The organism is Vibrio sp. DW001, from assembly GCF_029016285.1.
Taxonomy (GTDB): Bacteria; Pseudomonadota; Gammaproteobacteria; order Enterobacterales; family Vibrionaceae; genus Vibrio.
Genome location: NZ_CP091975.1, coordinates 1363670 through 1387856 on the forward strand (window position 1 = coordinate 1363670; position 24187 = coordinate 1387856).

Sequence of the window (24187 nt, forward strand, 5' to 3'; positions counted from 1 at the left end):
TTGTAAAATTTAAAAAAAATATACAAAAAAATGGGCAGCATTTCTGCTGCCCAATTTTTATCTATTTATAGAAAGCCCGGAATGCCATATTTTCCTTCAAACATACCGACTGAAAGCATTGCAATTAAGCAGATGACGAGCACAGAAGCAGGGATAACGATTTTATCAATGATCGACAATTTTTGAGCGCGTTCTTTGTTGCCGATCAAACCATTGTTATCAAGCAACATCGTTAAGGCCCAAGCCAATACTGGATTCGCTACAGCAGAAGCGAAAATACAGATACCAGCTGCATGGGAGTCTTTCGTATCTTTAACCATTTGCATGCCCGCTTCCAATAGTGGGAGGAACACACCCACTAGAAGAGCAATACGCATAACAGGAGGCCATACTGCCACATCCATAGGGAAACCTAAGATTGCAATAATCATGACCAAAAGACCAAGCAGAATCGCACCACCCGGGATAGGACGCTTAGCAATAGCCGCTGGGATCATATAAGTACCCCAAGACGATGTAATGTTACCACCACCCACTGCGGTACCAACCATCTGACGGATAGAACACATTGTCATCGTGTCATCTACATCCATAAGAACTTTTTCAGTGCGCTTAGGATAGTTAAGTTCTTGGAAAATACGGTGACCAAGGAAGTCAGGTGACCACATTGCAACCGCCAGAATAGCAAATGGTAAAGAGGCGATAAAATGTTGCAGGTTAGGTAGACCTAACATCCAACCTTCTTGTGTATTACCCCACCAGTAAACTGGGTTTAGGTTAGGAAGACCCATCTCTGTTTCAAAGGTCAGGTCAAAACCAGCACCAAATATCAACGCGATAAGTAGTCCAGTTACCGCACAAGCTGGGATAGCCAGCCAACGCTTATTTATCTTCGCGAGGAATGCGTAAAGAACAATATTGACGCCTAACACGACCAGACCGATGTAGCCCATACTGCCTTTCGCAATCTCAGCAGACTCAAGACCTACCGCCCAGCTTTGAATCTGGCCAATCTGACTCATGGTTCCAGTGAAGCCGAGGAAAACAAGCAAGCCGCCTGCAACCCCTTCACTGGTTAAGTTGACTAACTTAGACCCACCTTTGAAGTAACTAAGTAGAAGACCAAATACACCGAGTAAAATAGCAAGCGCTAGAGGGTGAGCACCAGCAAGCGCAATCGTACCGATAAGTGGAATCATCGGTCCGTGGTTGCCTGCAAGGTTGGCACGTGGGTTAATAAAACCAGAAGCAAGGACACAGAAAAGTAGAGCAGGAATAAGCATTTCTACGCGCGCAACTTCAATCGCAAAATCTTTTCCTAAATTGATGTGGTCCCATGCTTGAGTTAGGCCATCAGCCCAAGACATCATCACAGCCGAGTACATCGCGATTATACCAATAGTACCCGCAATGGCAGGTACTAGATCTTCAATTTCGAATCGGAAATCACGGCCCGGAAGGTTTAAGGCATAACGGCGTGGTTTCATTATTTGAAGTTCGTGGTCCAGATATTCAGAACGACTAGAGAACTCAGAAGCAGGGCGATGTAGCTCTGAATAGCTTTTCTCGTCGATTTCTGAGTGGTCTGTGTTGACTACGTCTGACATAGATTCCTCATTTAGTATTGTTAGTGATTTGAATTTTAAGTAGCTGTATAGCCATCATAATTGTGTTTTGTCATCGACATACTGTGCCACATGAATGTCGTGTTTTAATCATACTTCATATTAAAGTGACAAAGGACTAAAATTTGCCCCATATTTGCTGACGGAGTCTAACAAGCTACCTATTTTGGGTGATTGATCCTGATCATTTTATGAAAAATAGTGAAATAAAACTACGGGAAAATTGGTGAAAATGTGAGTTGGTAATCAGTTTCTGTAACTGCCTTTCAATAACTTAAGCATAGGAATATCTACTTTCACAACTGTCAATATGAAATTGGCAAGATAACTAAGAAATAAATAACCAATTATAAGGGTTTACAGTTGGGGCGGAGAGTTTGAAAAGTTCATTGGTTTAAATGGATGTTTAGGTCCTTAAAAAATGCCGTATATTTGTTCGCAGCGGCGTTGTGAAAAGAAACATTTGATTGAAGATGCCATGAAACCTTATCTATTTAGGGGATTAATCTAGGTGCCAAAGAGTTTGTGATAGTTATCACTAATTTTACTACTAATATCGGAATTAATTAACTTTATATTTACATGTTGCGTTTTTTATTTTCCTCAGATTTTGCTGTTTTATGCGTTCATGGCTAGGTTTATAGTCTGTATTTGAATAAAAATGCAGCACTATCGCTTGTGTATTGCTATCTTGTCAGTTAATGATTTGTTGCATGTTTCTAGGATGAATGCTAATTTGTAGCGACTAAAGAGGTCGGATAACCTCTCGATATTGCACAGGGAGTAGTGGCGCATGAATGATGTACCAGCGCTGGACATTAAAGATCTACATAAGACATTTGGTCAAAATGAAGTACTCAAAGGTATTTCGCTTCAGGCGCACAAGGGTGACGTGATTTCGATTATTGGGTCATCCGGTTCAGGTAAAAGTACTTTTCTCCGCTGTATCAATCTTTTAGAGACACCAACCGCAGGTCAAATCTGGGTAGATGGTGAGCTCATCGAAATGAAAAATAACCGCCAAGGTGAATCTGTCCCTGTTAACGAAAAACAGGTGCAACGAATTCGTTCGCGTTTAGCTATGGTTTTTCAAGGTTTTAATCTTTGGTCCCATCTCACTGTACTAGGAAATGTAATAGAAGCTCCAATTCACGTTCTTGGCGTTCCAAAAGCTGAAGCGATAGAAAAGGGCGAAGCGCTTCTCGATAAAGTGGGACTATTGGAAAGAAAAGATTATTACCCAGGACATTTATCTGGTGGTCAGCAACAACGAGCGGCTATCGCCAGAGCGCTAGCTGTTGACCCGGAAGTGATGCTTTTTGATGAACCAACCTCGGCGCTCGACCCAGAGCTCGTTGGTGAAGTACTTGGCGTTATGCGCGATCTAGCAGATGAAGGACGAACCATGCTTGTGGTCACGCATGAAATGGCATTTGCCCGTGATGTATCAAATCATCTTATGTTTTTACATCAAGGTTTAGTGGAAGAGCAGGGTGATCCTGCAAAGTTATTTACTGACCCGAAATCAGACAGGTTAAGGCAGTTTATATCGTCTATATACTAACAATATTTCAAAAAGTAGAGGTGGTGTTAATACCTATCTTTGCTAGAAATATAACAACATGGAAAAGGTTTCATTAAGAGTCGGTTAGATTAGGAAAGCGAAGTCAATCTCCTTATTAATATAACCCAAACTTGGAAACCGAATTGCAAACACACAGGAGTATGGAAATGAAAAAGTGGTTATTAGCGGCAACATTAGCTGCTACAGCAGTAACAGGCGTAGCTCAAGCAAAGGATTGGAAGGTTGTGCGTTTCGGTATCGAAGGAGCCTATCCCCCTTTTAGTAAAACAGAAGCTGATGGCTCACTTAGTGGGTTTGATGTAGACATGGCCAACGCATTATGTGCGGAAATGAAAGTAGAGTGTAAGCTCGTTGCTCAAGATTGGGACGGTATTATTCCTTCTTTATTATCTCGTAAATACGATGCGATAATCGCAGCTATGTCGATTACCGAAGAGCGTAAAAAGAAGATTGATTTCACAGGCAAGTACGCTTTAATCCCAAATAAATTTATTGCCAAAAAAGACGCAGCTCTTGATTTCTCAAATCTTGATGGCGTGAAAATTGGTGTTCAGCGTGCAACAACCCATGACAAATACCTGACAGACAACTTTAAAAATGTTGAAGTTGTACGTTACGGTTCATTTGATGAAGCGTATCTTGACTTAGGTAATGGCCGTGTAGCCGCCGTTCTAGGTGACGCATCTGCACTAGAAGAGGGTGTGTTAAACCAACAAGGTGGTGAAGCTTATGAATTTGTTGGTCCTTCATTAACCGATCCTAAATGGTTTGGCGATGGGTTCGGTATTGCTGTTCGCAAGCAAGATAAAGATTTAACGAAGACGTTGGATGCTGCGATACTTTCTTTACGTGAAAAAGGTATTTATCAAGAGATTCAAGCTAAATACTTTGACTACGATGTCTACGGTGACTAAGTAGTAAAATGAGGAGGTGGCGGTGATTGCCACCTCTTATCTAAAAGGAGTGTCCATTCAACACGTAATTTTGCCAGAGCTATAAAACATGCGGCGGAGTAATATGTTGAATGGTCATAACTTCGGCCTAGCAGGTTTGCTGAATAATGGACTAACGACGATGTTCGACTTACAAGGTTACGAAGCCTCTATATTATCTGGTGCACTATTAACAATACAAGTCGCAGTATTGTCACTGCTTCTTGCGGTTGTGTTAGGAATGGCCGGAGCGTTAGCAAAAATGGCGCCATACCGATTTGCAAGATCCATTGCTACCTTGTATACAACTATAATTCGCGGTATCCCTGATCTCGTGCTCATGATGTTGATTTTCTTTGGTGGGCAAATTCTTCTTAACAATAGTCTTTACGCTGTGAATGAATGGATAAATGAATGGATGGTATCTTCTGACCCTGCCCATGAATGGACGGCTTATCTACCTGACTATATCGATATCAGTCCGTTTGTTGCAGGTGTATTAACCATTGGATTTATATTCGGTGCCTACATGGCGGAAACCTTCCGTGGCGCCATTATGGCGGTCGACAAAGGTGAGCTGGAAGCGGCGAAAGCGTATGGAATGAGTGGTCCAATGGCATTTAAACGTGTTCTGCTACCTCAAATGATTCGTCACGCTTTACCTGGTTTTGGTAATAACTGGTTAGTGTTATTAAAAACCACCGCATTGGTGTCTATTATTGGATTAGAAGATATGGTTCGGGTTGGCTCATTAGCCGCAGGATCAACAAAAATGCCATTCACTTTCTATATGACAATTTCGATTATTTTCCTATTTTTCACCAGCGTCTCGACAGGCTTACTTAAGCTTGCAGAGCGAAAATTCAGTATTCACACGAGGTAGATGATATGGATTTCTCATTGATAATCGAAAGCCTGCCTATTTATTTCGAAGGGCTATGGACAACGCTTTGGTTAGTTTCGGTTTCTCTTTTCTTAGGTCTATGTATTGCGATTCCATTAGCGGTTGCAAGAAATAGTCGTAATCCGTTGATTAGTTTTCCTTCATGGGCATACACCTACTTTTTTCGTGGAACACCGTTGTTAGTCCAGTTATACCTGATTTACTATGGTATGGACCAATTTGTACCGGTCAAAGATACGTTGTGGGAAAACGCTTGGTTCTGCGCTTTGGTGGCTTTTGTATTAAATACTTCGGCCTACAGTGCAGAGATTATACGCGGTTCTATAAACGGCTTGCCAAAGGGTGAAGTTGAAGCCGCTAAAGCCTATGGTATGAGTACGTGGAAAACGTATAAGCGGATTATATTACCAAGTGCTTTGCGCCGTTCTTTACCTGCCTATAGTAATGAAGCAATATTCATGCTGCATGGTTCTGCGGTTGCAGGTATTGTGACTATATTGGATTTAACCGGTGCAGCTCGATTGGTAAATTCCCGTTATTATGCGCCATTTGAATCGTTCTTGACCGCAGGGTTATTCTATATGTGCTTAACGTTCTGCATCCTTTGGTTTTTCAAATGGGCAGAGAAAAAGTATTTGGCTTATCTAAGGCCACTGAGCTAACGGTCAATCATTAGGGACAAAAAAAGCAGCGTAATAAGCTGCTTTTTTTATTTAAGGCGTAACCCAAATCACTTTCTGTTCAGTTGCGTTTGTACGTCGAACCGCTCAATTAATATTAGCCAAACGCAGACCAAATAGGTGCGTGGTCAGACGGTTTCTCTATGCCTCGCAGTTCGTAATCGATACCAGCTTCAACACATTTAGCCGCTAACTTAGGTGTTGCAAGAACGACATCGATTCGCAAACCACGATTATCATCAAATCCACGTGAGCGATAGTCGAACCAAGAGTATTGGTCTTGGACTTCAGGGTGCAAGTTTCTGAACGTATCTTCAAATCCCCAATCGAGTAGTGTTTTTAGCCATTCTCTCTCTTCTGGTTGGAATGAACATTTGCCTGTTTTTAGCCAACGTTTACGATTTGCTTCACCGATACCGATATCCAAATCAATCGGGCTAATATTGATATCGCCCATAACGATGAGGTTATCTTCGCTGGTGTGATAACCGTTTAAGTAAGCCATTAAATCTTTATAAAATTGGCGTTTATATGGATACTTTGTCTCGTGATCGATATTGTCGCCTTGAGGGAAATAGCCATTTAATACGGTGGTTTTTTCACCTTCTGCATTTTCAAAGGTTGCCATTATCATACGCTTTTGATGATCTTCATCGTCAGTCGGAAAACCGTATTGAACAGATACAGGCTCTTGTTTACACATCATGGCAACGCCGTAGTGAGCTTTCTGTCCATGAAAGTAGACCTTGTAACCCATTGCTTCAACATCTTCTAAAGGAAAAGCGTCGTTATGCACTTTAATCTCTTGTAGGCCAATCACGTCAGGTTGATGCTTGTCGATGATCGCTTGAAGTTGATGCAGTCGAGCACGGAGTCCATTTATATTAAAACTGATTACTTTCATTATATTCTCAATGTTCTATTAAACGAGTAGCAATATATTAACATTTTTCTCGTTTGGTCAAATGACAAGTTGACATAAAAATGCTGTTTCTTCGATTGTCTACCGTGTGGCTCATAGAATAGATAACATGCTCGTTTCAAAAGTGAAAATTGTGACCGATAAGTGCTAGTGGAAACGTTTTCATTCAAAAGAGAGCATTTCTGTGGTTAATTTGTGTAGGAACAAATAATGACCAGATCGTCATTGTGCTATTAGGTTGATAGTCGATAGCGAGTCGGTAATAGATTTGATGCGTCAAATTCATAGGGTATAAATATGAAAAAGTTATCCGTTCAATGGAAGATCACCTTTCTTTCTGGGCTTTGTCTGATACTTACTTCCATCGCACTTATTAGCTTTTCAGTTTATAACGCCAAACAGAATCAAAATATCATTAAAGAAAGCAGTGCTGAGTCGGTGATCAAGAAGTCGACTAAGATCTTAGAAAGTGAGTCTCAACTGAATTCTGTAGAGATACAGAAATACCTATCTGAAGCCTTTTACCGCGCCGAAATGATGGTAGAAACGGCTCTGCTCATGAAGGAGAACGCCGAATTCAACGAGACACTAAGTGAAGAGCTTAGAATGGCACAAGACGAGCAGATCAGACGTTCAGTTGAGCGATTCGATACTCTACAAAGTGCATTCCTCGTTTTCAAAAAGAATGCATTGGACGGAAAAGACGAAGAGTTTATGGGTGCCGATTATGCGGGTTCAAACGAGATAGGTCGACTTGCCACATACTGGGCAATAAACGTTGAAGGGACGAAAGCGCTCTCTAACATTCTCTATGAATCACTGTTAGTCGAAGAGAGCAACCGCGAGCGTTTTACCTGCGCTTTGGAGTCCAAGAGTAGCTGTTTGAGCACACCGAGATTTAGTGATTATGGTGATATCAGTACATTAACAACGACGATATCTATGCCAATACTTGTTGATACCGAAGTGATAGGGTTTATGGGAATAGATCTTAAGCTAGATAACCTAATTGCAATGGCAAAACAGACAGACAAAAACCTTTTTGATGCAAAAGGGTCGGTGTCGATTCTAACTGACCAGACGATGCTTATCGCCAGCGATAACCCAGATATAAAGATTGGCGAAACCTATCACAGTACGCATATTTCAGACTCTGATATGAATGGATTGATCAGCCAGAAAGCAGTTGCGACGCAATGGTCGCAAGACGGTGAGTGGCTAGTGGCCTATGCGCCAATTAATATCGCAAACAAGACATGGGGTGTTTTATTAGAGATGCCAAAGTCTAGTGTGATTGCGGATGCAGAACACCTAGATAGTATAATTGAACAACAAATTGATAAAGGTATCGTTGCTGAATTGGTGGCGGGAATCGTCTTCATTGTGGTCGGTTTTATCATTATCGCCATCGCGGCATTAAAACTGGTCACGCCGATCAGAACGGTCGTGGCGAGCCTAAAAGATATTGCTTCTGGCGAAGGAGATCTGACGCAGCGGTTAGAAGTAAAATCTGAAGATGAAATTGGTCAGTTGGCGAATAACTTCAACCTTTTCCTAGAAAAAATACAAGGAACAATTAAAGAAGTTATTCAAACGTCCAATCAAGTGGTAAATACCACCGCTAGAGCTGAACAGGCCGCGACTCAGATTAAAAATAGCAGTGACTCACAGTTTAAAGAGGTTGATTTGGTTGCTACGGCGTCAGAAGAGATGACTCAAACTGCGGGACTTGTTTTTCAGAATGCAGATATGGCGGTTAATTCAGCGACGAAGGCCAATGAAGCGGCGACGGAGAGTCAACAGGTCATTGAAAATTGCGCCGTTGAAATGAGTCGTCTGGTTGAGCAGATGAGTAATGCAGTGCCAATTGTTGAAGAATTAGCAAAACATAATTTGAGTATTACCGAGATTCTTGCCGTCATTGAAGGCATTTCTGAGCAAACCAATCTACTTGCCTTAAATGCAGCCATCGAAGCCGCGAGAGCGGGTGAGCAGGGTAGAGGGTTTGCGGTAGTTGCAGACGAAGTGAGAAACCTATCGAGTCGTACAAAAGATTCGTTGAGCGAAATTGGTAGTGTAATTGATAATATTCAATCCGGAACCAAACAGGTTGTTGCCGCCATTCATAACGGAAATGAGTTAGCAAATAATACGTCGACTCGGGTTGTACTAGCAGTAAGTGAACTGGGCTCAGTATTTGAAGCCATTTCTGAAATAACAGATATGAATACTCAGATAGTCCGAGCAGCAGAAGAGCAGCAAACGGTATCTACGGAGGTCAATCAGAGCGTCTCTAAAATTCGCGATCTAAGTGCTGAAATTTTAAGGCAAGCGAACTCTGCAGAAAAAGTTGGCAAGGACATCGCCCATATTTCTATAGAACAACAAACTATATTGAATCAATTTAAAGTGTAGTATTCATAAGTGTTACATAAGTGTTACATAAGTAAAGCGCAGGTATTTATTTTCTGCGTTTTTTTGTTTTTAATAGTTTGAAACAAAAGCAAATGTAATTAAACTTATCGATCAAAGTGTCGATAACTAATTACTCTCTGTATTAGCGCTCATTCGCAACGTAAAAGGATTTAACATGCGATCAATGTCTGTTCAATGGAAAATTTCCCTGCTCTCAGGGTTGTGCCTTGTTTTGACTTCCATATCCCTCATCGGTTTTTCTGTTTTCAATGGATATGAAAACCAAAAGACGATAAAAACGTACAGTACCGAATCAGTCATCTCTAAATCGGAGAAACTGCTCGAAGCTCAATCACAACAAAATGCGACAGAAGCGATTAAGTATCTTGATGAAGCTTTGAATCGTGCAGAAATGTTAGCTAAAACAACGCTGTTCTTACAACAGAACGCAGAGGATAACTTTACCGCTAGTGAGGTATTGAGAACCTCTTTGCAAGATATGTTACGTCAATCTGTAGAAAGTTTTGACGCCATTAAAAGTATCTATTTAGTGTTTGAGCAAGATGCCTTAGACAGTGAAGATAGCAACTATCATGGTGCGGATTATGTTGGATCCAATGAAATTGGACGGTTTTCGACACATTGGCGCCAGATGGAACCCGGGGGTGAGGCGGTTTCTAGTGTATTGTCTGAACAGGAATTAACCGGTCAAACCAATACGGAAAAGTTTGTCTGTCCTAAGAAAACGGCACAGAGTTGTATCTCGACACCTTCCTTCACTGATTTTTCTGGTACACGTGTATTTACGTCTTCAATCTCGTATCCACTAATCAAAGATGATGAAGTTATCGGCGTATTAGGAATCGTTTTAAATCTGAGTGATCTACAAAATATTGCACTTCAAACGGATAAAAAGCTCTTTGATGCGAAGGGGAAAGTCTCCATTTTAAGCGCAAATGGTACTCTGGTTGCTAGCGATGAAATGGAGAGTGAAATAGGAAAGAGTTTTTCTCCTACGAGTATTTCTAACGATGAACTCAAGCGCTTTCTTAGCGCTGCGGTTTTACAGACAACGTGGAGCCAAGATGAAAACTGGTTGATTGTGTTTGCCCCTGCAAAGGTTGCGAACCAAAACTGGGGCGTTCTGCTTGAGATACCCGCTTCAAGTGTATTGTCAGATGCGAATCAATTAGATGATGTAATCACAAAGAGTATTAACAATAGCGTTAGCTCAGAAATAATGGTCGGCGTTTTTCTAGTGGTTATTGGATTGAGCATTATTGCTATCAGTGCACGTGCCTTAGTTAAGCCGATAAAAGAAGTGGTCACTCGATTAGAAGATATTGCTTCTGGTGAAGGCGATTTAACCCAGAGAATTGACGTTAAGAGTAAGGATGAAATTGGTCAGCTCGCCGACGGATTTAATCATTTTCTAGGGAAGTTACAAACGACAATTAAACAGGTCGTTAACACCAGTTCTCAAGTCGCGACTATGACAACGGAGGCCCAAGATGCGGCGATCTTCACCCGCAATAGCAGTGGTTCACTATTTAAAGAAGTCGACTTAGTGGCGACGGCTTCAGAAGAGATGACACAAACCGCTGGGCTTGTCTTCCAAAATGCGGATGTAGCCGTCGTCGCAGCGACGAAGGCCAACGAAGCGGCCACCCTCGGACAGGATGTTATTTCTCGCTCCTCGGTGGAGATGGATAGGTTGGTTAGCCGCATGAGTGCAGCCGTACCAGTGGTAGAAGAGTTGGCGTCGAATAATGTTAACATTACAGAGATTTTAGGTGTGATTGAAGCGATCTCTCAACAGACAAATTTACTCGCTCTAAACGCAGCAATTGAGGCGGCAAGGGCAGGCGAATATGGTCGTGGATTTGCGGTCGTTGCTGATGAAGTTCGTAATTTAGCAAGTAATACTCAATCGTCAGTAGATGAAATCAAACAGGTGATTGAGAGAGTTCAGGTGGGCACTAAGGACGTTGTTAACGCTATCCAAGAGGGTAATGACCTCGCGATGAATACATCGGCAGAGGTACAAAATGCAGTTGAGAAGCTAAATGCTGTATTTGAAGCTATTGCAGAAATTAGTGAGATGAATAGTCAGATAGTACGAGCGGCGGAAGAACAACAATTGGTGTCGACGGAAGTAAACCAGAGTGTTTCTAATATCAGAGATCTTAGTGGGCAGATATTGAACCAAACGGAGTCTTCGGAATCCATTGGTAGACAAATTGCCGAGCTTTCCGCTGAACAGCAAATACTAGTAGGGCAATTCAAAGTCTAGTTTGATGTGTTCGAAAACGCTTCGTAATAAAGAGAGGAACTCAAATGGTCGATGTTTTAAAAAGGAGCGCCTTCAAGTTTAACCGGTTCTTTCGGCCAGTGGGATGCAATACCGCGCGCCATTGCTTTGACTGGTTTCCATTGTCCGTCTAAAAATATAGTTAGGTTGGTGACATCTTGGTACCCGTTTGAATGGTAGACGCAGTAGTCGCCAAATAGTATTGAAAAATGAATGCCTTTTTCTTCTAACTGTTTGTGTATATGGTCCAACATGTCATGGACTAAACCTTGCTTGCGATGACGGGGTAGAACGCATACCTCAGCAATTCCAGCGACGGGTAGCTCAACATCATCGATGATAACGTTTTTTTCATGTACCGCGATGTGGGCGATGATGTTTTCAGAATTGTCGAGAACGAAATAACGATGTTGCGGCATTTCGTTGAAAAATCGTTGTTGGCTAAAGATCGCCGTGTCTTTTGCAAAACAGGTGCTCAAAATATACCGGAGTTGTGCATCGATAATGGGAGTCACATCCTTATCGGCGATGTATTGAATGTTCATTTAGGTCACATAGTTAATTGGATTGAAAATAAAAAGGTTGCTAACCATCAGCAACCTTTTTAATTCGTTACGTTTTAAGATTATAGCTTATCTGTTAACTCGATAGCTTGACCAATGTAATTAGCTGGTGTCATCTCTTTGAGGCGTACTTTCTCGTCCTCAGGTATCTCTAAGCCGTCGATAAAGCGACGCATCGCATCGCCATCTACACGTTTACCACGGGTTAACTCTTTTAGTTTCTCGTACGGTTTTTCAATACCGTAGCGGCGCATGACAGTTTGAACTGGTTCGGCTAACACTTCCCAGTTTTTGTCTAGTTCAGCAAGAAGAGCTGCACGGTTAATTTCCAACTTGCTAATGCCTTTAAGCGTTGAAGTGTAAGCGATAATGGCATATCCACAACCTACGCCGAGGTTTCTAAGTACCGTCGAGTCGGTAAGATCCCGTTGCCAGCGTGAGATAGGTAGCTTTTGGGCAAGATGACCAAAAACAGCGTTAGCAAGTCCTAGATTACCCTCTGAATTTTCAAAATCGATTGGGTTTACTTTATGTGGCATTGTAGAAGAGCCGATTTCACCTGCAATCGTTTTTTGTTTGAAGTGACCTAAGGCAATGTAACCCCAAACATCACGATCGAAATCGATAAGAATAGTATTAAAGCGAGCGATCGCATCAAACAATTCAGCTATATAGTCATGCGGCTCAATTTGAGTGGTATAAGGATTCCACGTTACGCCTAATGACTCAGTGATAAACGTTTCACTAAATTCATGCCAGTCTACGTCAGGATAAGCCGATAGGTGGGCGTTATAGTTACCTACAGCACCATTGGTTTTTGCCAGAATCTCGACATTTTGGATCTGCTTATATTGACGCTCCATGCGATAAGCAACGTTTGCCATCTCTTTACCCATGGTAGACGGAGACGCAGGTTGACCATGGGTACGTGATAGCAGAGGAATATCTCTGTACTCTACGGACAGGGCCTTTATCGCATCAATAATGTTGCGAAGTTCTGGTAGAATAACCGTCTCGCGCGCTTCTTTAAGCATTAGTGCGTGGGAGGTGTTGTTGATATCTTCAGAGGTACATGCAAAGTGGATGAATTCATTTACCGCATGCAGCTCAGGTACACCTGCCACTTTCTCTTTTAAGAAGTATTCAACCGCTTTAACATCATGGTTTGTTGTGCGCTCAATGTCTTTGATACGTTGAGCATCGGCTTCGCTGAAATTTGCGGCGAGTTCATCAAGGAATTGGTTTGCTTCGGCACTGAATGCTGGTACTTCTTTTATTGCATCCGTTGCAGAAAGCTTCTGTAACCAACGAATTTCAACGATAGCACGATACTTTAGTAGACCGTACTCGCTGAAGATACTGCGTAACGCAATCGTTTTACTTCCGTAACGTCCGTCTACGGGTGAAACAGCAGTCAATGCTGACAGTTCCATGGTGATTCTCCTGAATAAAGTGGGTGTTAGATGTTAAAGTCGAGCTAAAAGTATTTGAGCCTGTTCGACCATTTTTTTACGTCCAAATACCATATGGCGACGCTTACCACCAACCTGCCTCCAAAGTACAGTACTACGGATGCCAGATAGCAAAAGAGCGCGAACTTTGTGTTGGTTAGTGGTTTGCTGTAATACGGATGGGGTGCCAGTTACCTGAATACGAGGACCAATGGGGCTGATTACCTCGAGGTAGATGCTTGCAATGTTGCTTATCATCTGCTCATCGAAAAGATCAAAATGATTCACTTGGCGTTCGATCATTTGAATGCGTTCGCCTAACTGTGCCATCGCTTCATTTTTTTCATTTAGCTTGCGTTCTAATGCCATCAAACTGATGATATAGCGAGTAACTTCACTTCCGGCTGGTGTGCTGTCAATACCTTTTACCATGCACTCAAGTCCGATCTTTAAGTCAGACTCTCGACCGTAGACCTCCAGTGTGTTGGAAGGGGTGGTATTGATAATGGCTTTAACAGAAGCTTCAAACGCGTCAGTATCACAATAACCGTCTTTTGCTACCTGTTGGACTAGTGCAACAGCTTGGCATATCCCAGCAAAAGCAATCGTACGATCATAAAGTGTATTTGCCACGTAGAGCTCCTAATAAGGTGTTAAATTCGTTTTGAATTAAATTCTTTGTTCAATGATACCACCACCAAGGCAAATATCATTTCTATAAAATACCGCAGATTGCCCAGGTGTCACAGCAACTTGTGGCTCGTCAAAGATTACTTTGATATTTTCATCATCGATAGGGATGATTGTACATGGAATATCTTGTTGACGATAACGCGTTTTTACTGTGCAACTCATTGATTCTGAAATTACACCTCTATTTACCCAATGCAGCTGTGATGCGAGCAATCCAGTCGATTTTAGAAGTGGATGGTCAGCCCCTTGAACTGCAATCAGTACATTTCGCTTTAAATCTTTGTCAGCAACATACCACGGATCTTCATTACCGCCACCACCTTTCTGACCACCGATATGTAACCCTTTACGTTGGCCTAGCGTGTGATACATGAGCCCTTGGTGCTCGCCAATTACTTTTCCATCTGGCGTTTCTATTTGTCCTGGTTGTGCTGGCAAATAGCGACCAAGAAAATCGGTGAACTTTCGTTCGCCAATAAAGCAGATACCCGTAGAGTCTTTTTTCTCAGCCGTAATAAGCCCTTGTTCTTCAGCGATACGGCGGACCTCTGGTTTTTCCAGTTCACCCACGGGAAAAAGGCTTCGTTCAACCTGTTCGTGGCTCAGTGTATAGAGGAAGTAACTCTGGTCTTTATTGCCATCAATACCACGCAACATCTGTGGTTTCTCCCCTTGTTGTGGGAAGGTTCGACGGACATAATGTCCCATGGCGATATAGTCAGCATCAAGGACTTCATCGGCAAATTCTAGAAATGCTTTGAATTTGATCTCTTTATTACAAAGAATGTCAGGGTTTGGTGTACGTCCTGCTTTATATTCAGCTAAAAAGTATTCAAATACGTTATCCCAATACTCGGCTGCGAAATTAATGGTATGAAGATAGATACCTAGCTTGTCACAAACCGATTGCGCATCGGCAAGGTCTTCAGCTGCAGTGCAGTACTCTTCACCATCGTCTTCTTCCCAGTTCTTCATAAACAGGCCTTCTACTTGATAGCCCTGTTGTTGGAGAAGATAGGCAGATACGGATGAATCTACACCGCCGGACATTCCGACAATGACTTTCTTTTGGCTGTTATCAGGCATTGTTTTTTACCACTAAGATCATACGGGCGGTGATTCTACCAGAAAGATTTTAAAGGATACAGTTTAGCGACGCTGTTCACAGTTTATGAGCTTTCCAGAAGAGTAAAAATCGAATTGATGTGGAATTATTTTCGAGTTTTAGCAATTATCTGTCATAGTTTAATCAGAATTTTAGAAGAGACAACAAAATGACCGATCAAAATGAATTTATGGGTGAAGCTGAATTGCTTGAAACGATAGACAATCAGTTGGCAGATGGACAACCAAAAAAAGTCACTGAGACTTTAATGAGGTTAATGATGACTGGGTCATCAAAGGAAGATGCTAAAGCGATGATGGCGTGTGCATTAACGATAGAGATATTTGATGTGATGAAAAATGATGGTAAGTTCGATGAGAAACGCTACGCACAACATCTTGATATGCTACCTGACTTGAGCTTCATGCAAGGGGAGTAGAGCTGTCACAAACGGTTCAATAACATCGTTATTATCGTGGTCTTACATGTCAATGACTCGGAACTCACCGGGTTTCAATTCTTGAAGATTTTGGTTTGCCATTGAATAACGGATAAGCCGTAAAGTAGGATGGCCAATATTCGCGGTCATTCTACGCACTTGGCGATTTCTACCTTCATAAATAGTAATCGAAAGCCAAGTCGTCGGAATTGCGGCTCTAAAACGAACTGGTGGATTTCGTGGCCATATATTCGGTTCGTCCATCACTTCAATAATCGCTGGAAGCGTTAAACCATCTTTTAATTCGACCCCCTTTCTAAGTTTGTCTATGTCCGACTCTTTTGGCGCCCCTTCGATCTGGACCCAATAAGTCTTAGGTGATTTTGAGCTCGGTTGAGTTAACTTGGCTTGCAAGATGCCGTCATTGGTTAAGATCATCAATCCTTCGCTATCCCTATCTAGTCTGCCTGCCGCGTAAATATCTTTAATGGGTATGTAATCCGCTAACGTTTTTCTTCCTTCACCATCGGTAAACTGACTTAAAGTATCGTAAGGTTTGTTGAACACGATCACTTTTCTTTCTTCCGGCGATATAGTTGGCTTAGTCCTGCGACTCTTTGCCCTGTGTTTACTCGAAGAAACAGGGTGTGCGTGTTTAAAATGCGAAGAACTAGACTTATTGAATTGTTTGGATTTAGTGCATTTTAACTGCGAAGACATGTTAACTACCTTACATTTATGTAAACAAATTGTGTGTAAAAGTTTGAATATTAGGAAAACTAAGCTATTATTTTTGCGCCGAAAATATGGATTGCTGCACGTTATGATAGACTAACTTACGTTGATTGTTTAATTATAACGATGTAACTGCTTATGGAGTGGTCAAGCTCAGTAAACTTGATCGTAAAGAGCAAACAAGCACAGTTGAATCTTGAGGATGTTTTTTAGTCAATTGTGTTAATTAAATTCGGGCTTTCTTCTCATCCAATTAGCCTGCAAAATTATAGGGAAATTTCATGCCTACAGAAAAACCGACCATCATTTATACCATTACAGATGAAGCTCCAGCTTTGGCAACGCACTCATTGCTGCCAATTATTCGAGCGTTTACAGCATCTTCTGGTATTGACGTTGATACTCGTGATATTTCGTTAGCGGGACGTGTAATAGCGAACTTCCCAGAGTATTTAAAAGAAGAACAACGCATTGACGATGCGTTAGCAGAGCTAGGTGAATTAGCCACAACCCCAGAAGCAAATATTATCAAGCTTCCCAATGTTTCTGCGTCTGTTCCACAGCTACAAGCAGTAGTTAAGGAACTTCAGTCTAAAGGATACGCGTTACCTAACTATCCTGAAGAAGCGACAAACGATGAGCAAAAAGCGGTAAAAGCCGTCTATGATAAGATTAAAGGTAGCGCAGTCAATCCTGTGTTACGTGAAGGTAATTCAGACCGCCGAGCGCCAACATCAGTGAAAAATTATGCCAAGAAAAACCCACATTCAATGGGTGCTTGGGCGAAAGATTCCAATACTCATGTTGTTAGTATGTCAGACAATGACTTCTTTGGTAGCGAAACATCCGTCACTATTGATGGCGAGGATGAGGTAAGCATTCAACTTGTTAAAGCAAGTGGTGATACGGTTATTTTTAAAGAAAAAATAGCATTGAAAGATAAAGAAATTATTGATGCCTCAGTAATGAACAAAAAAGCACTTGTTGCATTTTTTGAAGCAGAAACGGCAAAAGCAAAACAAGAAAATGTATTGTTGTCGCTTCATCTGAAGGCGACAATGATGAAGGTATCTGACCCGGTCATATTTGGTTACGCGGTTAAGGTCTATTTTAAAGCGGTATTCGAAAAATATGGCCAGCTTTTTGATGAGCTAGGTGTAGATGTAAATAACGGTATTGGTGATGTTTACGCGAAGATCCAAGATCTACCACAAGCTCAAAAAGAAGAGATTGAAGCGGCGATACAAAGTGTATACGACATTCAACCTCCTCTCGCTATGGTTGATTCAGATCGCGGTATCACTAACCTGCATGTACCTAGTGATGTCATTGTTGATGCTTCGATGCCTGCAATGATTCGAGCTTCTGGTCAAATGTGGGGTCCAGACGGTAAGCAAAAAGATACCAAAGCAATGATTCCAGATCGCTGTTATGCAGGTGTATACCAAACCGTTATTGATTTCTGTAAAGAAAATGGTGCCTTTGACCCGACTACGATGGGAAGCGTACCAAATGTTGGTTTGATGGCGCAAAAAGCAGAAGAATATGGTTCGCACGATAAAACATTTGTTATTCAAGAAGCGGGCACAGTTAATGTTGTCAACACATCTGGTGTTGTGTTAATGGAACAGGCGGTAGAAGAAGGCGATATCTTCCGTATGTGCCAAGTAAAAGATGCACCAATCCAAGATTGGGTAAAACTTGCTGTTACTCGTGCTCGTGCAACGGGTGTTCCTGCGATTTTTTGGTTAGACGAAGCGCGTGCTCATGACGCTCAACTAATCAAAAAAGTGGAACAGTATCTGCCGAATTATGACACCTCTGGATTAGAGATTAAGATTCTTTCGCCAGTTGAAGCGACAGAGTTCTCTTTGGTTAGAATAAAAGCAGGATTAGATACTATTTCAGTTACAGGTAATGTTCTTCGAGATTACCTTACTGATTTATTCCCAATTTTGGAGCTCGGTACATCCGCTAAGATGCTATCGATCGTGCCACTAATGAATGGTGGAGGCTTGTTTGAAACAGGTGCAGGAGGCTCAGCGCCAAAGCACGTACAACAAGTAGAAAAAGAAAACCATCTGCGCTGGGATTCACTTGGTGAGTTCTTAGCATTGGCCGCTTCTTTAGAGCATTTAAGTGTTGTTACTGGTAATGCTAGAGCGAAAGTTCTTGCTGATACTCTGGATAAGGCAACAGGTAAATTCTTAGATACTAACAAGTCGCCTTCTCGTCGAGTTGGTGAGTTAGATAACCGAGGAAGCCATTTCTATTTAGCAATGTACTGGGCTGAAGCGTTAAAAGAGCAGGTACAGGATGCACAACTTGCGAAAGAGTTTGCACCGATTGCCGCAGAACTGAATGCTAACGAAAATGTCATTGTGAATGAGTTAAATAAAGTGCAAGGTGTTAAAGGTGAGTTGGGCGGCTATTATGCTCCTGTTGATGCTTTGGTATCAGCGTTGATGCGACCTAGTGCTACGTTGAATCAATTGATAGATAACTTGTAATATAAATCAAAGATAAAAAAACCCGCTTAATTTGGCGGGTTTTTATTTTCTCTACTACATCATTTAAGGCAGCATTGTTATTATTTTACTTGTTGACCTTCAACGGGAACAACTGAACTAGCGTGGGAACCTTTAGGTCCGTCTTCAACTTCGTAAGATACCTGCTGACCCGCTTTTAATGTACGGTATCCGTCCATTTTTATCGTCGAGTAATGAGCAAAGATATCTCCGTCTTCACCTTCTGGGCAGATAAATCCAAATCCTTTGGCGTTGTTGAACCACTTAACTGTACCTGTAGCCATGCTTTACATCCCTCATGCATTTTGTAACTGAAGTTGTTTCATAATATTTACGTCTAAAATGCGCAAATTGTAGTGAGTAAGCCATTTTGCTGCCTAATTTACCTTCACTACAGAACATAATTTAGCCAATCAGAGAGGACAGTCAATACTAAAACACCACAAAAACGTAAAAAATATGCAACAACTCAGATTTGAGATTAACATTTTACTAACTTTGTGATCTATTGTGCAAACTGGTACGTATTTGTTCATTAAGTGCGAAGTTGATTAGGTTTTGTTCGATCAGGCGTAGAAAGTTCAAAGATGACAAAGTTTTATTTGCAGGTACACCGATGGTGAATTAGGCTCTAAGTTAAGGAAAAGTTATGTTTTAACTTTTCAACAACTCGATGTAGAAATGAGCAAACAATACGAATGGATCACTCCAGATTCAGACCTACTGGAGAAAGAACAAACTAAGGTCACAGCGCCATCTTTGTATCATGTCATTTTAAATAATGATGACTATACACCGATGGATTTTGTCATAGATATACTGGCGAGATTCTTTTCCATGGATTTGGAGAAGGCAACTCAGATAATGCTTCAAATTCATTACGAAGGTAAGGCTATTTGTGGCACTTATACTGCTGAAATTGCCGAAACAAAAGTGGCTCAGGTCACTGTGTATTCGAGGGAAAACGAGCACCCGCTTTTGTGCACGATGGAACAGGCGTAGTTTAGTCGCTATTCACCGGACACTGGTTGCTCTTTGCGGAGGTACTTATGCTTAACAAAGAATTAGAAACAAGTCTTAACGGCGCTTTTGCCCGTGCTCGAGATAAACGGCATGAGTTTATGACGGTCGAACACCTATTACTCGCTCTACTGGACAACAACGCAGCAAGAGAAACACTCAAAGCCTGTAAAGCTGATATTGAGGTGTTGAAAATTGAGCTAGATACCTTCATTGATCAAACCACACCACTTATTCCAGAAAATGATGAAAGCAGAGAGACGCAACCAACACTGAGTTTTCAGCGCGTGTTGCAAAGAGCGGTTTTTCACGTTCAGTCCTCTGGTCGCAACGAAGTGTCAGGTGCAAATGTTCTGGTCGCCATCTTTAGTGAGCAGGAGTCCCATGCGGCTTACTTGTTGAAAAAACATGACGTGAGTCGATTAGATATTGTTAACTATATCTCCCATGGTATTTCTAAGTCATCCGATAAGGATGATGAATCGTCACCTGATGTTTTTGGTAGCAGCCCACAACAAGAAGATATCCCAGCAGATGAGCGCTTAGAAGCTTTCGCGACCAATCTAAATAATGTTGCGAAAAACGGCGACATAGATCCGTTGATTGGTCGAGATAAGGAACTGGAGCGAACTATCCAAGTTCTTTGTCGTAGACGCAAGAATAACCCATTGTTAGTTGGTGAAGCTGGTGTCGGAAAAACGGCTATCGCAGAAGGCCTAGCTTGGCGTATTGTTGAAGGTTTAGTACCAGAAGTTATTCAGGACAGCATAATCTATTCTCTTGATATCGGGTCTTTACTGGCGGGCACCAAATATCGTGGTGATTTTGAGAAACGATTTAAAGGGATACTTAAGCAGCTAGAAAACGAAAAAGATGCCATTCTATTTATAGACGAGATCCACACCATTATTGGTGCTGGTGCGGCGTCAGGTGGTCAAGTGGATGCGGCGAACCTAATTAAGCCACTATTGAGTAGCGGTAAACTGCGTTGTATTGGTTCAACGACCTATCAAGAGTACAGCAGTATTTTCGAAAAAGAACGTGCGCTTTCTCGACGGTTCCAAAAGATAGATGTTATCGAACCATCGTTAGACGATACCACTAAAATTCTGATTGGTCTTAAATCAAAATACGAGGCCCATCATGAAGTGCGCTATACGAATAAAGCGCTTAGAGCCGCGGTTGAGTTGTCAGCAAAGTACATCAATGAACGCCATCTACCAGATAAAGCGATTGATGTGATTGACGAAGCCGGTGCTCGCAGTCGACTGATGCCAGCGAGTCGTCGTAAAAAAACGGTGAGCGTCGCGGATATTGAGTCGATGGTCGCGAAAATGGCTCGCATACCTGAAAAATCTGTCTCATCTTCAGACAAAGACACGTTACAGGAACTCGAGAAACGAATGAAGATGCTCGTGTTTGGTCAAGATCCTGCTATCGGAGTACTTAGTGAAGCGATAAAGCTAACGAGGGCTGGATTAGGTGCAGACAATAAACCTGTCGGTTCGTTCTTATTTGCCGGTCCTACCGGTGTCGGTAAAACAGAAGTTACCTTGCAGCTAGCAAAACTGCTTGGTATAGAACTGCTTCGTTTTGATATGTCTGAGTATGGTGAACGGCATTCTGTCAGCCGATTAATTGGTGCGCCTCCAGGTTATGTAGGTTATGACCAAGGTGGCTTATTAACGGACGCTGTTATAAAGAACCCACATGCCGTAGTGCTGTTGGATGAGATTGAAAAAGCGCATCCAGATATCTTCAACCTGTTATTACAAGTAATGGATAACGGTACCCTGACGGACAATAATGGTCGGAAAGCTGATTTTCGAAATGTCATTCTAGTAATGACCACGAATGCTGGGGTTTCGGAAACAGAGAAGAAATCGATGGGTCTGATTCAACAAGACAATACCACCGATGCAATGGCTGAGATAAAGAAAGTCTTTACGCCAGAGTTTAGAAACCGTTTAGACAGTATTATTTGGTTTAACAGCTTGAGCGAAGACGTTATTCATCAAGTAGTGGATAAGTTTATTGTTGAACTACAGGCGCTCTTAGACGCACGTGGTGTCTCTTTAGAAGTTTCTGAAGATGCAAGGTGCTGGTTAGCAACGAAAGGCTATGATAAGACAATGGGCGCTCGCCCGATGGGACGTGTCATTCAGGATAGACTAAAGAAACCGCTCGCGAATGAACTGTTGTTTGGTTCGTTAGTGAATGGTGGCACAGTAAAAGTCAATCTGACGGATGGTGAGCTGGAGTTTCATTATTTCAACGCACAAGAAGAGCCAGTTCATTAGTTAACGTATGACAGTATGGGTGTGGTGACGCAGTTTGCGTAATTACATCCATCTTGTTCATCGTCAAGGCGGACATATTGATTTAATTTTATGTAATAAAAAACGGAGCATTATGCTCCGTTTTTTTATAGGTACGTAATCGTTGAGCGATTAACGAGCACGGAAAACAATACGTCCTTTCGAAAGGTCGTATGGTGTCATCTCAACAGTTACCTTATCGCCAGTAAGAATACGAATGTAGTTTTTACGCATTTTACCAGAGATATGAGCTGTCACAACGTGACCATTTTCAAGCTCAACACGGAACATAGTGTTAGGCAAAGTATCAAGAACAGTGCCTTGCAATTCAATTACGTCTTCTTTAGCCATTTAATCCTCTTTAGAAATCAGGCGATTATTAACGACGCGATGGTCATTAATTGTATATATAGTAAAGTTGGGCAGTATTCTACCCTTGCCATCGTTGATTTACTAGCTTTTGATGGCGATGAAAACGTACTTTATAATTCATCGCTGGGCATTCGTCTATTTGGTAGCCTAAATATAGCCACTGTTTATTGGTTTGAATGCAATGTTCTATTTGCATCAATACGCCAACAGTACCAAGGGATAGCGGGTAGTCAGGGTCGAAGAAAGTGTAGAAGGCACTAGCACTAAGATGCATGTCATCGGTGACAGCAATAGCGATCAGATTCTTTCCGTCATAAATGTGTAGATACTGGGTATTTAACCAATCACATTGAGAAAACTGAGCGAAAACATCTTTTTGAGGAGGGAACATACTGCCGTTTGTATGCCTTTTGTTGATGTATCGGCTGTATAGCTCGAACCAATTCTCGTCCATCTCGTTCTTCATCTGCCAATTCAGCGTCTGTGCTTTATTTTTCAGTCTTTTTTGGCTTTTAGTGAGCGCTATGTCCGGGATGGATATCCTGATTGCCTGACAAGCATTACAGTTGTCACAATAAGGGGTGTATATTGTATTGCCGCTACGCCTAAAACCATTTGCCAGAAGCATTTCATAATTGTTTTCAGTATGCAGTTCTTCATCCATAGCAACCGCGACTCTTTCCATCCGATCTTCTAGGTAATTGCAGTGATTTTGACTAGACAAGCCAATCTTAATCTGTCGAGCTTCAGCTGGCATTACACTTCTCCATTTACAGCTTATTCGAAGGTGGAATATTGAGCCACTGTGGTTGATAACAAGCGCTATCGAGTCTTTCTGATTTTAAAAGCTCTAGCTTTTCTAAGAACTTGGTACGAGATAACTCAATCGCCCCTAAAGAATGAGTGTGTGGGTTAAGCACTTGGCAGTCGATTAATTCACCGCCATATGAATGGAAGTGTTCGCAGAAGGCCCATAATGCAATTTTTGATGCGTTTGTTTTGGTGCTAAACATTGACTCGCCACAAAACAGTTTGCCAACCTGAATACCATATAATCCACCAATTAGTTCGCGATCTTGCCAAACCTCAACCGAATGGCAGTACCCTGTTGAAGCGAGTTGACTATATGCAACCTGCATTTCTGGGTTCAACCACATTTCGTTTTCATCCCTTAATGAGCCGCATAACTCTATGACTTTCTTCGTGTTTACGTTGATGCTGATGGTGTAGTCCGATTGACGATAAAACTTCCTCAAGCTACGAGAGGGCTTAAAATCACTAGGGACAATAACGGCTCTAGGTGAGGGGCTCCACCAAAGTATAGGCTCATTAGGGCTATACCATGGAAATATGCCATGGTTATAGGCCTCAACTAGTCGTTCGACTTTTAGGTCTCCTCCTAAAGCAAGCAATCCATTGGGCTCCTTCAACGCTTCTTCAGGTGAAGGGAATAAGAGCAAATCTGAGTCTAGTTCTGGCAAATAAATGGTCATGGAGGGGGGTCTATTATCCAACTAGTAATGTGAGTTAATCAATTTCGGCCATTTGTATATCATAAATGAATGATTCGTCATTTTCACTAGCCAACC

At 41.8% G+C, this 24187-nt stretch carries 21 protein-coding genes; 10 read left to right on the top strand and 11 right to left on the bottom strand.

Features of this window, described 5'->3' with window-relative positions; translation table 11 throughout:
- Window positions 1–65: 65 nt before the first annotated feature.
- A complete protein-coding gene (locus tag L3V77_RS06480; RefSeq protein WP_275136272.1) occupies window positions 66–1607 on the bottom strand; it encodes a DUF3360 family protein in 1542 nt (513 codons plus the stop codon).
- A gap of 811 nt (window positions 1608–2418) precedes the next feature.
- Here L3V77_RS06480 and L3V77_RS06485 point away from each other — a divergent pair.
- From L3V77_RS06485 to L3V77_RS06500, 4 genes are all read left to right on the top strand, one after another.
- A complete protein-coding gene (locus L3V77_RS06485) occupies window positions 2419–3189 on the top strand; it encodes an ATP-binding cassette domain-containing protein (protein ID WP_275136273.1) in 771 nt (256 codons plus the stop codon).
- 167 nt (window positions 3190–3356) lie between these two features.
- On the top strand, window positions 3357–4124 hold the full coding sequence (locus tag L3V77_RS06490; protein WP_342752065.1) for an ABC transporter substrate-binding protein: 768 nt from the start codon (window positions 3357–3359) through the stop codon (window positions 4122–4124).
- Between the two features lie 160 nt (window positions 4125–4284).
- Window positions 4285–5025 (top strand): ABC transporter permease, encoded by a 741-nt coding sequence (locus L3V77_RS06495; RefSeq protein WP_195705019.1) that lies wholly within the window; start codon window positions 4285–4287, stop codon window positions 5023–5025.
- 5 nt (window positions 5026–5030) lie between these two features.
- The gene (locus tag L3V77_RS06500; RefSeq protein ID WP_195702928.1) at window positions 5031–5708 is read left to right on the top strand and encodes an ABC transporter permease; all 678 of its coding nucleotides are present in this window, start codon (window positions 5031–5033) and stop codon (window positions 5706–5708) included.
- 115 nt (window positions 5709–5823) lie between these two features.
- On the opposite strand, the gene xthA is transcribed toward L3V77_RS06500, so the two are convergent.
- Complete coding sequence (xthA, locus tag L3V77_RS06505) at window positions 5824–6630, bottom strand: exodeoxyribonuclease III (protein WP_275136274.1); 807 nt, start codon at window positions 6628–6630, stop codon at window positions 5824–5826.
- 315 nt (window positions 6631–6945) lie between these two features.
- Between xthA and L3V77_RS06510 the strand changes: the two genes are divergently transcribed.
- Window positions 6946–9063 (top strand): methyl-accepting chemotaxis protein, encoded by a 2118-nt coding sequence (locus tag L3V77_RS06510; RefSeq protein WP_275136275.1) that lies wholly within the window; start codon window positions 6946–6948, stop codon window positions 9061–9063.
- A 175-nt stretch (window positions 9064–9238) separates the two neighbouring features.
- Window positions 9239–11356, top strand: a complete 2118-nt coding sequence (locus L3V77_RS06515; protein ID WP_275136276.1) for a methyl-accepting chemotaxis protein — start codon at window positions 9239–9241, stop codon at window positions 11354–11356.
- Between the two features lie 56 nt (window positions 11357–11412).
- On the opposite strand, the gene L3V77_RS06520 is transcribed toward L3V77_RS06515, so the two are convergent.
- From L3V77_RS06520 to mnmA, 4 genes are all read right to left on the bottom strand, one after another.
- Window positions 11413–11919, bottom strand: coding sequence for a GNAT family N-acetyltransferase (locus tag L3V77_RS06520; protein WP_275136277.1), 507 nt, complete (start codon window positions 11917–11919; stop codon window positions 11413–11415).
- 80 nt (window positions 11920–11999) lie between these two features.
- Window positions 12000–13370, bottom strand: coding sequence for an adenylosuccinate lyase (gene purB, locus L3V77_RS06525; protein WP_275136278.1), 1371 nt, complete (start codon window positions 13368–13370; stop codon window positions 12000–12002).
- 33 nt (window positions 13371–13403) lie between these two features.
- Entirely contained in the window at window positions 13404–14021 is a 618-nt protein-coding gene (gene hflD, locus L3V77_RS06530) for a high frequency lysogenization protein HflD (RefSeq protein ID WP_275136279.1), read from the bottom strand.
- A 36-nt stretch (window positions 14022–14057) separates the two neighbouring features.
- Complete coding sequence (mnmA, locus tag L3V77_RS06535) at window positions 14058–15167, bottom strand: tRNA 2-thiouridine(34) synthase MnmA (protein ID WP_275136280.1); 1110 nt, start codon at window positions 15165–15167, stop codon at window positions 14058–14060.
- Between the two features lie 188 nt (window positions 15168–15355).
- Between mnmA and L3V77_RS06540 the strand changes: the two genes are divergently transcribed.
- Entirely contained in the window at window positions 15356–15625 is a 270-nt protein-coding gene (locus tag L3V77_RS06540; protein WP_275136281.1) for a hypothetical protein, read from the top strand.
- A gap of 42 nt (window positions 15626–15667) precedes the next feature.
- On the opposite strand, the gene L3V77_RS06545 is transcribed toward L3V77_RS06540, so the two are convergent.
- Window positions 15668–16345 (bottom strand): pseudouridine synthase, encoded by a 678-nt coding sequence (locus tag L3V77_RS06545; RefSeq protein WP_275136282.1) that lies wholly within the window; start codon window positions 16343–16345, stop codon window positions 15668–15670.
- Between the two features lie 296 nt (window positions 16346–16641).
- Between L3V77_RS06545 and L3V77_RS06550 the strand changes: the two genes are divergently transcribed.
- Complete coding sequence (locus tag L3V77_RS06550; protein ID WP_275136283.1) at window positions 16642–18870, top strand: NADP-dependent isocitrate dehydrogenase; 2229 nt, start codon at window positions 16642–16644, stop codon at window positions 18868–18870.
- A gap of 80 nt (window positions 18871–18950) precedes the next feature.
- On the opposite strand, the gene cspD is transcribed toward L3V77_RS06550, so the two are convergent.
- The gene (gene cspD, locus L3V77_RS06555) at window positions 18951–19172 is read right to left on the bottom strand and encodes a cold shock domain-containing protein CspD (RefSeq protein WP_275136284.1); all 222 of its coding nucleotides are present in this window, start codon (window positions 19170–19172) and stop codon (window positions 18951–18953) included.
- A 397-nt stretch (window positions 19173–19569) separates the two neighbouring features.
- Here cspD and clpS point away from each other — a divergent pair, with 397 nt between their 5' ends.
- Both clpS and clpA read left to right on the top strand, forming a co-directional pair.
- Entirely contained in the window at window positions 19570–19890 is a 321-nt protein-coding gene (gene clpS, locus L3V77_RS06560; protein WP_275136285.1) for an ATP-dependent Clp protease adapter ClpS, read from the top strand.
- Window positions 19891–19937: 47 nt separating this feature from the next.
- The gene (clpA, locus tag L3V77_RS06565) at window positions 19938–22208 is read left to right on the top strand and encodes an ATP-dependent Clp protease ATP-binding subunit ClpA (RefSeq protein ID WP_275136286.1); all 2271 of its coding nucleotides are present in this window, start codon (window positions 19938–19940) and stop codon (window positions 22206–22208) included.
- A gap of 150 nt (window positions 22209–22358) precedes the next feature.
- Here clpA and infA read toward each other — a convergent pair whose 3' ends face one another.
- The 3 genes from infA to aat all read right to left on the bottom strand — a co-directional run bounded on the left by infA (window position 22359) and on the right by aat (window position 24091).
- A complete protein-coding gene (gene infA, locus L3V77_RS06570; RefSeq protein WP_005600159.1) occupies window positions 22359–22577 on the bottom strand; it encodes a translation initiation factor IF-1 in 219 nt (72 codons plus the stop codon).
- Window positions 22578–22656: 79 nt separating this feature from the next.
- Window positions 22657–23355: an arginyltransferase gene (locus L3V77_RS06575; RefSeq protein ID WP_275136287.1), complete on the bottom strand. Its 699-nt coding sequence runs from the start codon at window positions 23353–23355 to the stop codon at window positions 22657–22659.
- A gap of 13 nt (window positions 23356–23368) precedes the next feature.
- Window positions 23369–24091: a leucyl/phenylalanyl-tRNA--protein transferase gene (gene aat / locus L3V77_RS06580; RefSeq protein ID WP_275136288.1), complete on the bottom strand. Its 723-nt coding sequence runs from the start codon at window positions 24089–24091 to the stop codon at window positions 23369–23371.
- Window positions 24092–24187: the final 96 nt, after the last annotated feature.

Bases quoted from the DNA above. Each gene is read 5' to 3' on its own strand.
- L3V77_RS06485 (WP_275136273.1), top strand. From the start codon at position 2,419: ATGAATGATGTACCAGCGCTGGACATTAAAGATCTACATAAGACATTT.
- clpS (WP_275136285.1), top strand. From the start codon at position 19,570: ATGAGCAAACAATACGAATGGATCACTCCAGATTCAGACCTACTGGAG.
- L3V77_RS06515 (WP_275136276.1), top strand. From the start codon at position 9,239: ATGCGATCAATGTCTGTTCAATGGAAAATTTCCCTGCTCTCAGGGTTG.
- mnmA (WP_275136280.1), bottom strand. From the start codon at position 15,167: ATGCCTGATAACAGCCAAAAGAAAGTCATTGTCGGAATGTCCGGCGGT.
- clpA (WP_275136286.1), top strand. From the start codon at position 19,938: ATGCTTAACAAAGAATTAGAAACAAGTCTTAACGGCGCTTTTGCCCGT.
- L3V77_RS06520 (WP_275136277.1), bottom strand. From the start codon at position 11,919: ATGAACATTCAATACATCGCCGATAAGGATGTGACTCCCATTATCGAT.
- infA (WP_005600159.1), bottom strand. From the start codon at position 22,577: ATGGCTAAAGAAGACGTAATTGAATTGCAAGGCACTGTTCTTGATACT.
- L3V77_RS06540 (WP_275136281.1), top strand. From the start codon at position 15,356: ATGACCGATCAAAATGAATTTATGGGTGAAGCTGAATTGCTTGAAACG.
- L3V77_RS06510 (WP_275136275.1), top strand. From the start codon at position 6,946: ATGAAAAAGTTATCCGTTCAATGGAAGATCACCTTTCTTTCTGGGCTT.
- aat (WP_275136288.1), bottom strand. From the start codon at position 24,091: ATGACCATTTATTTGCCAGAACTAGACTCAGATTTGCTCTTATTCCCT.
- L3V77_RS06575 (WP_275136287.1), bottom strand. From the start codon at position 23,355: ATGCCAGCTGAAGCTCGACAGATTAAGATTGGCTTGTCTAGTCAAAAT.
- L3V77_RS06480 (WP_275136272.1), bottom strand. From the start codon at position 1,607: ATGTCAGACGTAGTCAACACAGACCACTCAGAAATCGACGAGAAAAGC.
- xthA (WP_275136274.1), bottom strand. From the start codon at position 6,630: ATGAAAGTAATCAGTTTTAATATAAATGGACTCCGTGCTCGACTGCAT.
- purB (WP_275136278.1), bottom strand. From the start codon at position 13,370: ATGGAACTGTCAGCATTGACTGCTGTTTCACCCGTAGACGGACGTTAC.
- L3V77_RS06545 (WP_275136282.1), bottom strand. From the start codon at position 16,345: ATGTCTTCGCAGTTAAAATGCACTAAATCCAAACAATTCAATAAGTCT.
- L3V77_RS06490 (WP_342752065.1), top strand. From the start codon at position 3,357: ATGAAAAAGTGGTTATTAGCGGCAACATTAGCTGCTACAGCAGTAACA.
- L3V77_RS06550 (WP_275136283.1), top strand. From the start codon at position 16,642: ATGCCTACAGAAAAACCGACCATCATTTATACCATTACAGATGAAGCT.
- cspD (WP_275136284.1), bottom strand. From the start codon at position 19,172: ATGGCTACAGGTACAGTTAAGTGGTTCAACAACGCCAAAGGATTTGGA.
- L3V77_RS06500 (WP_195702928.1), top strand. From the start codon at position 5,031: ATGGATTTCTCATTGATAATCGAAAGCCTGCCTATTTATTTCGAAGGG.
- L3V77_RS06495 (WP_195705019.1), top strand. From the start codon at position 4,285: ATGTTCGACTTACAAGGTTACGAAGCCTCTATATTATCTGGTGCACTA.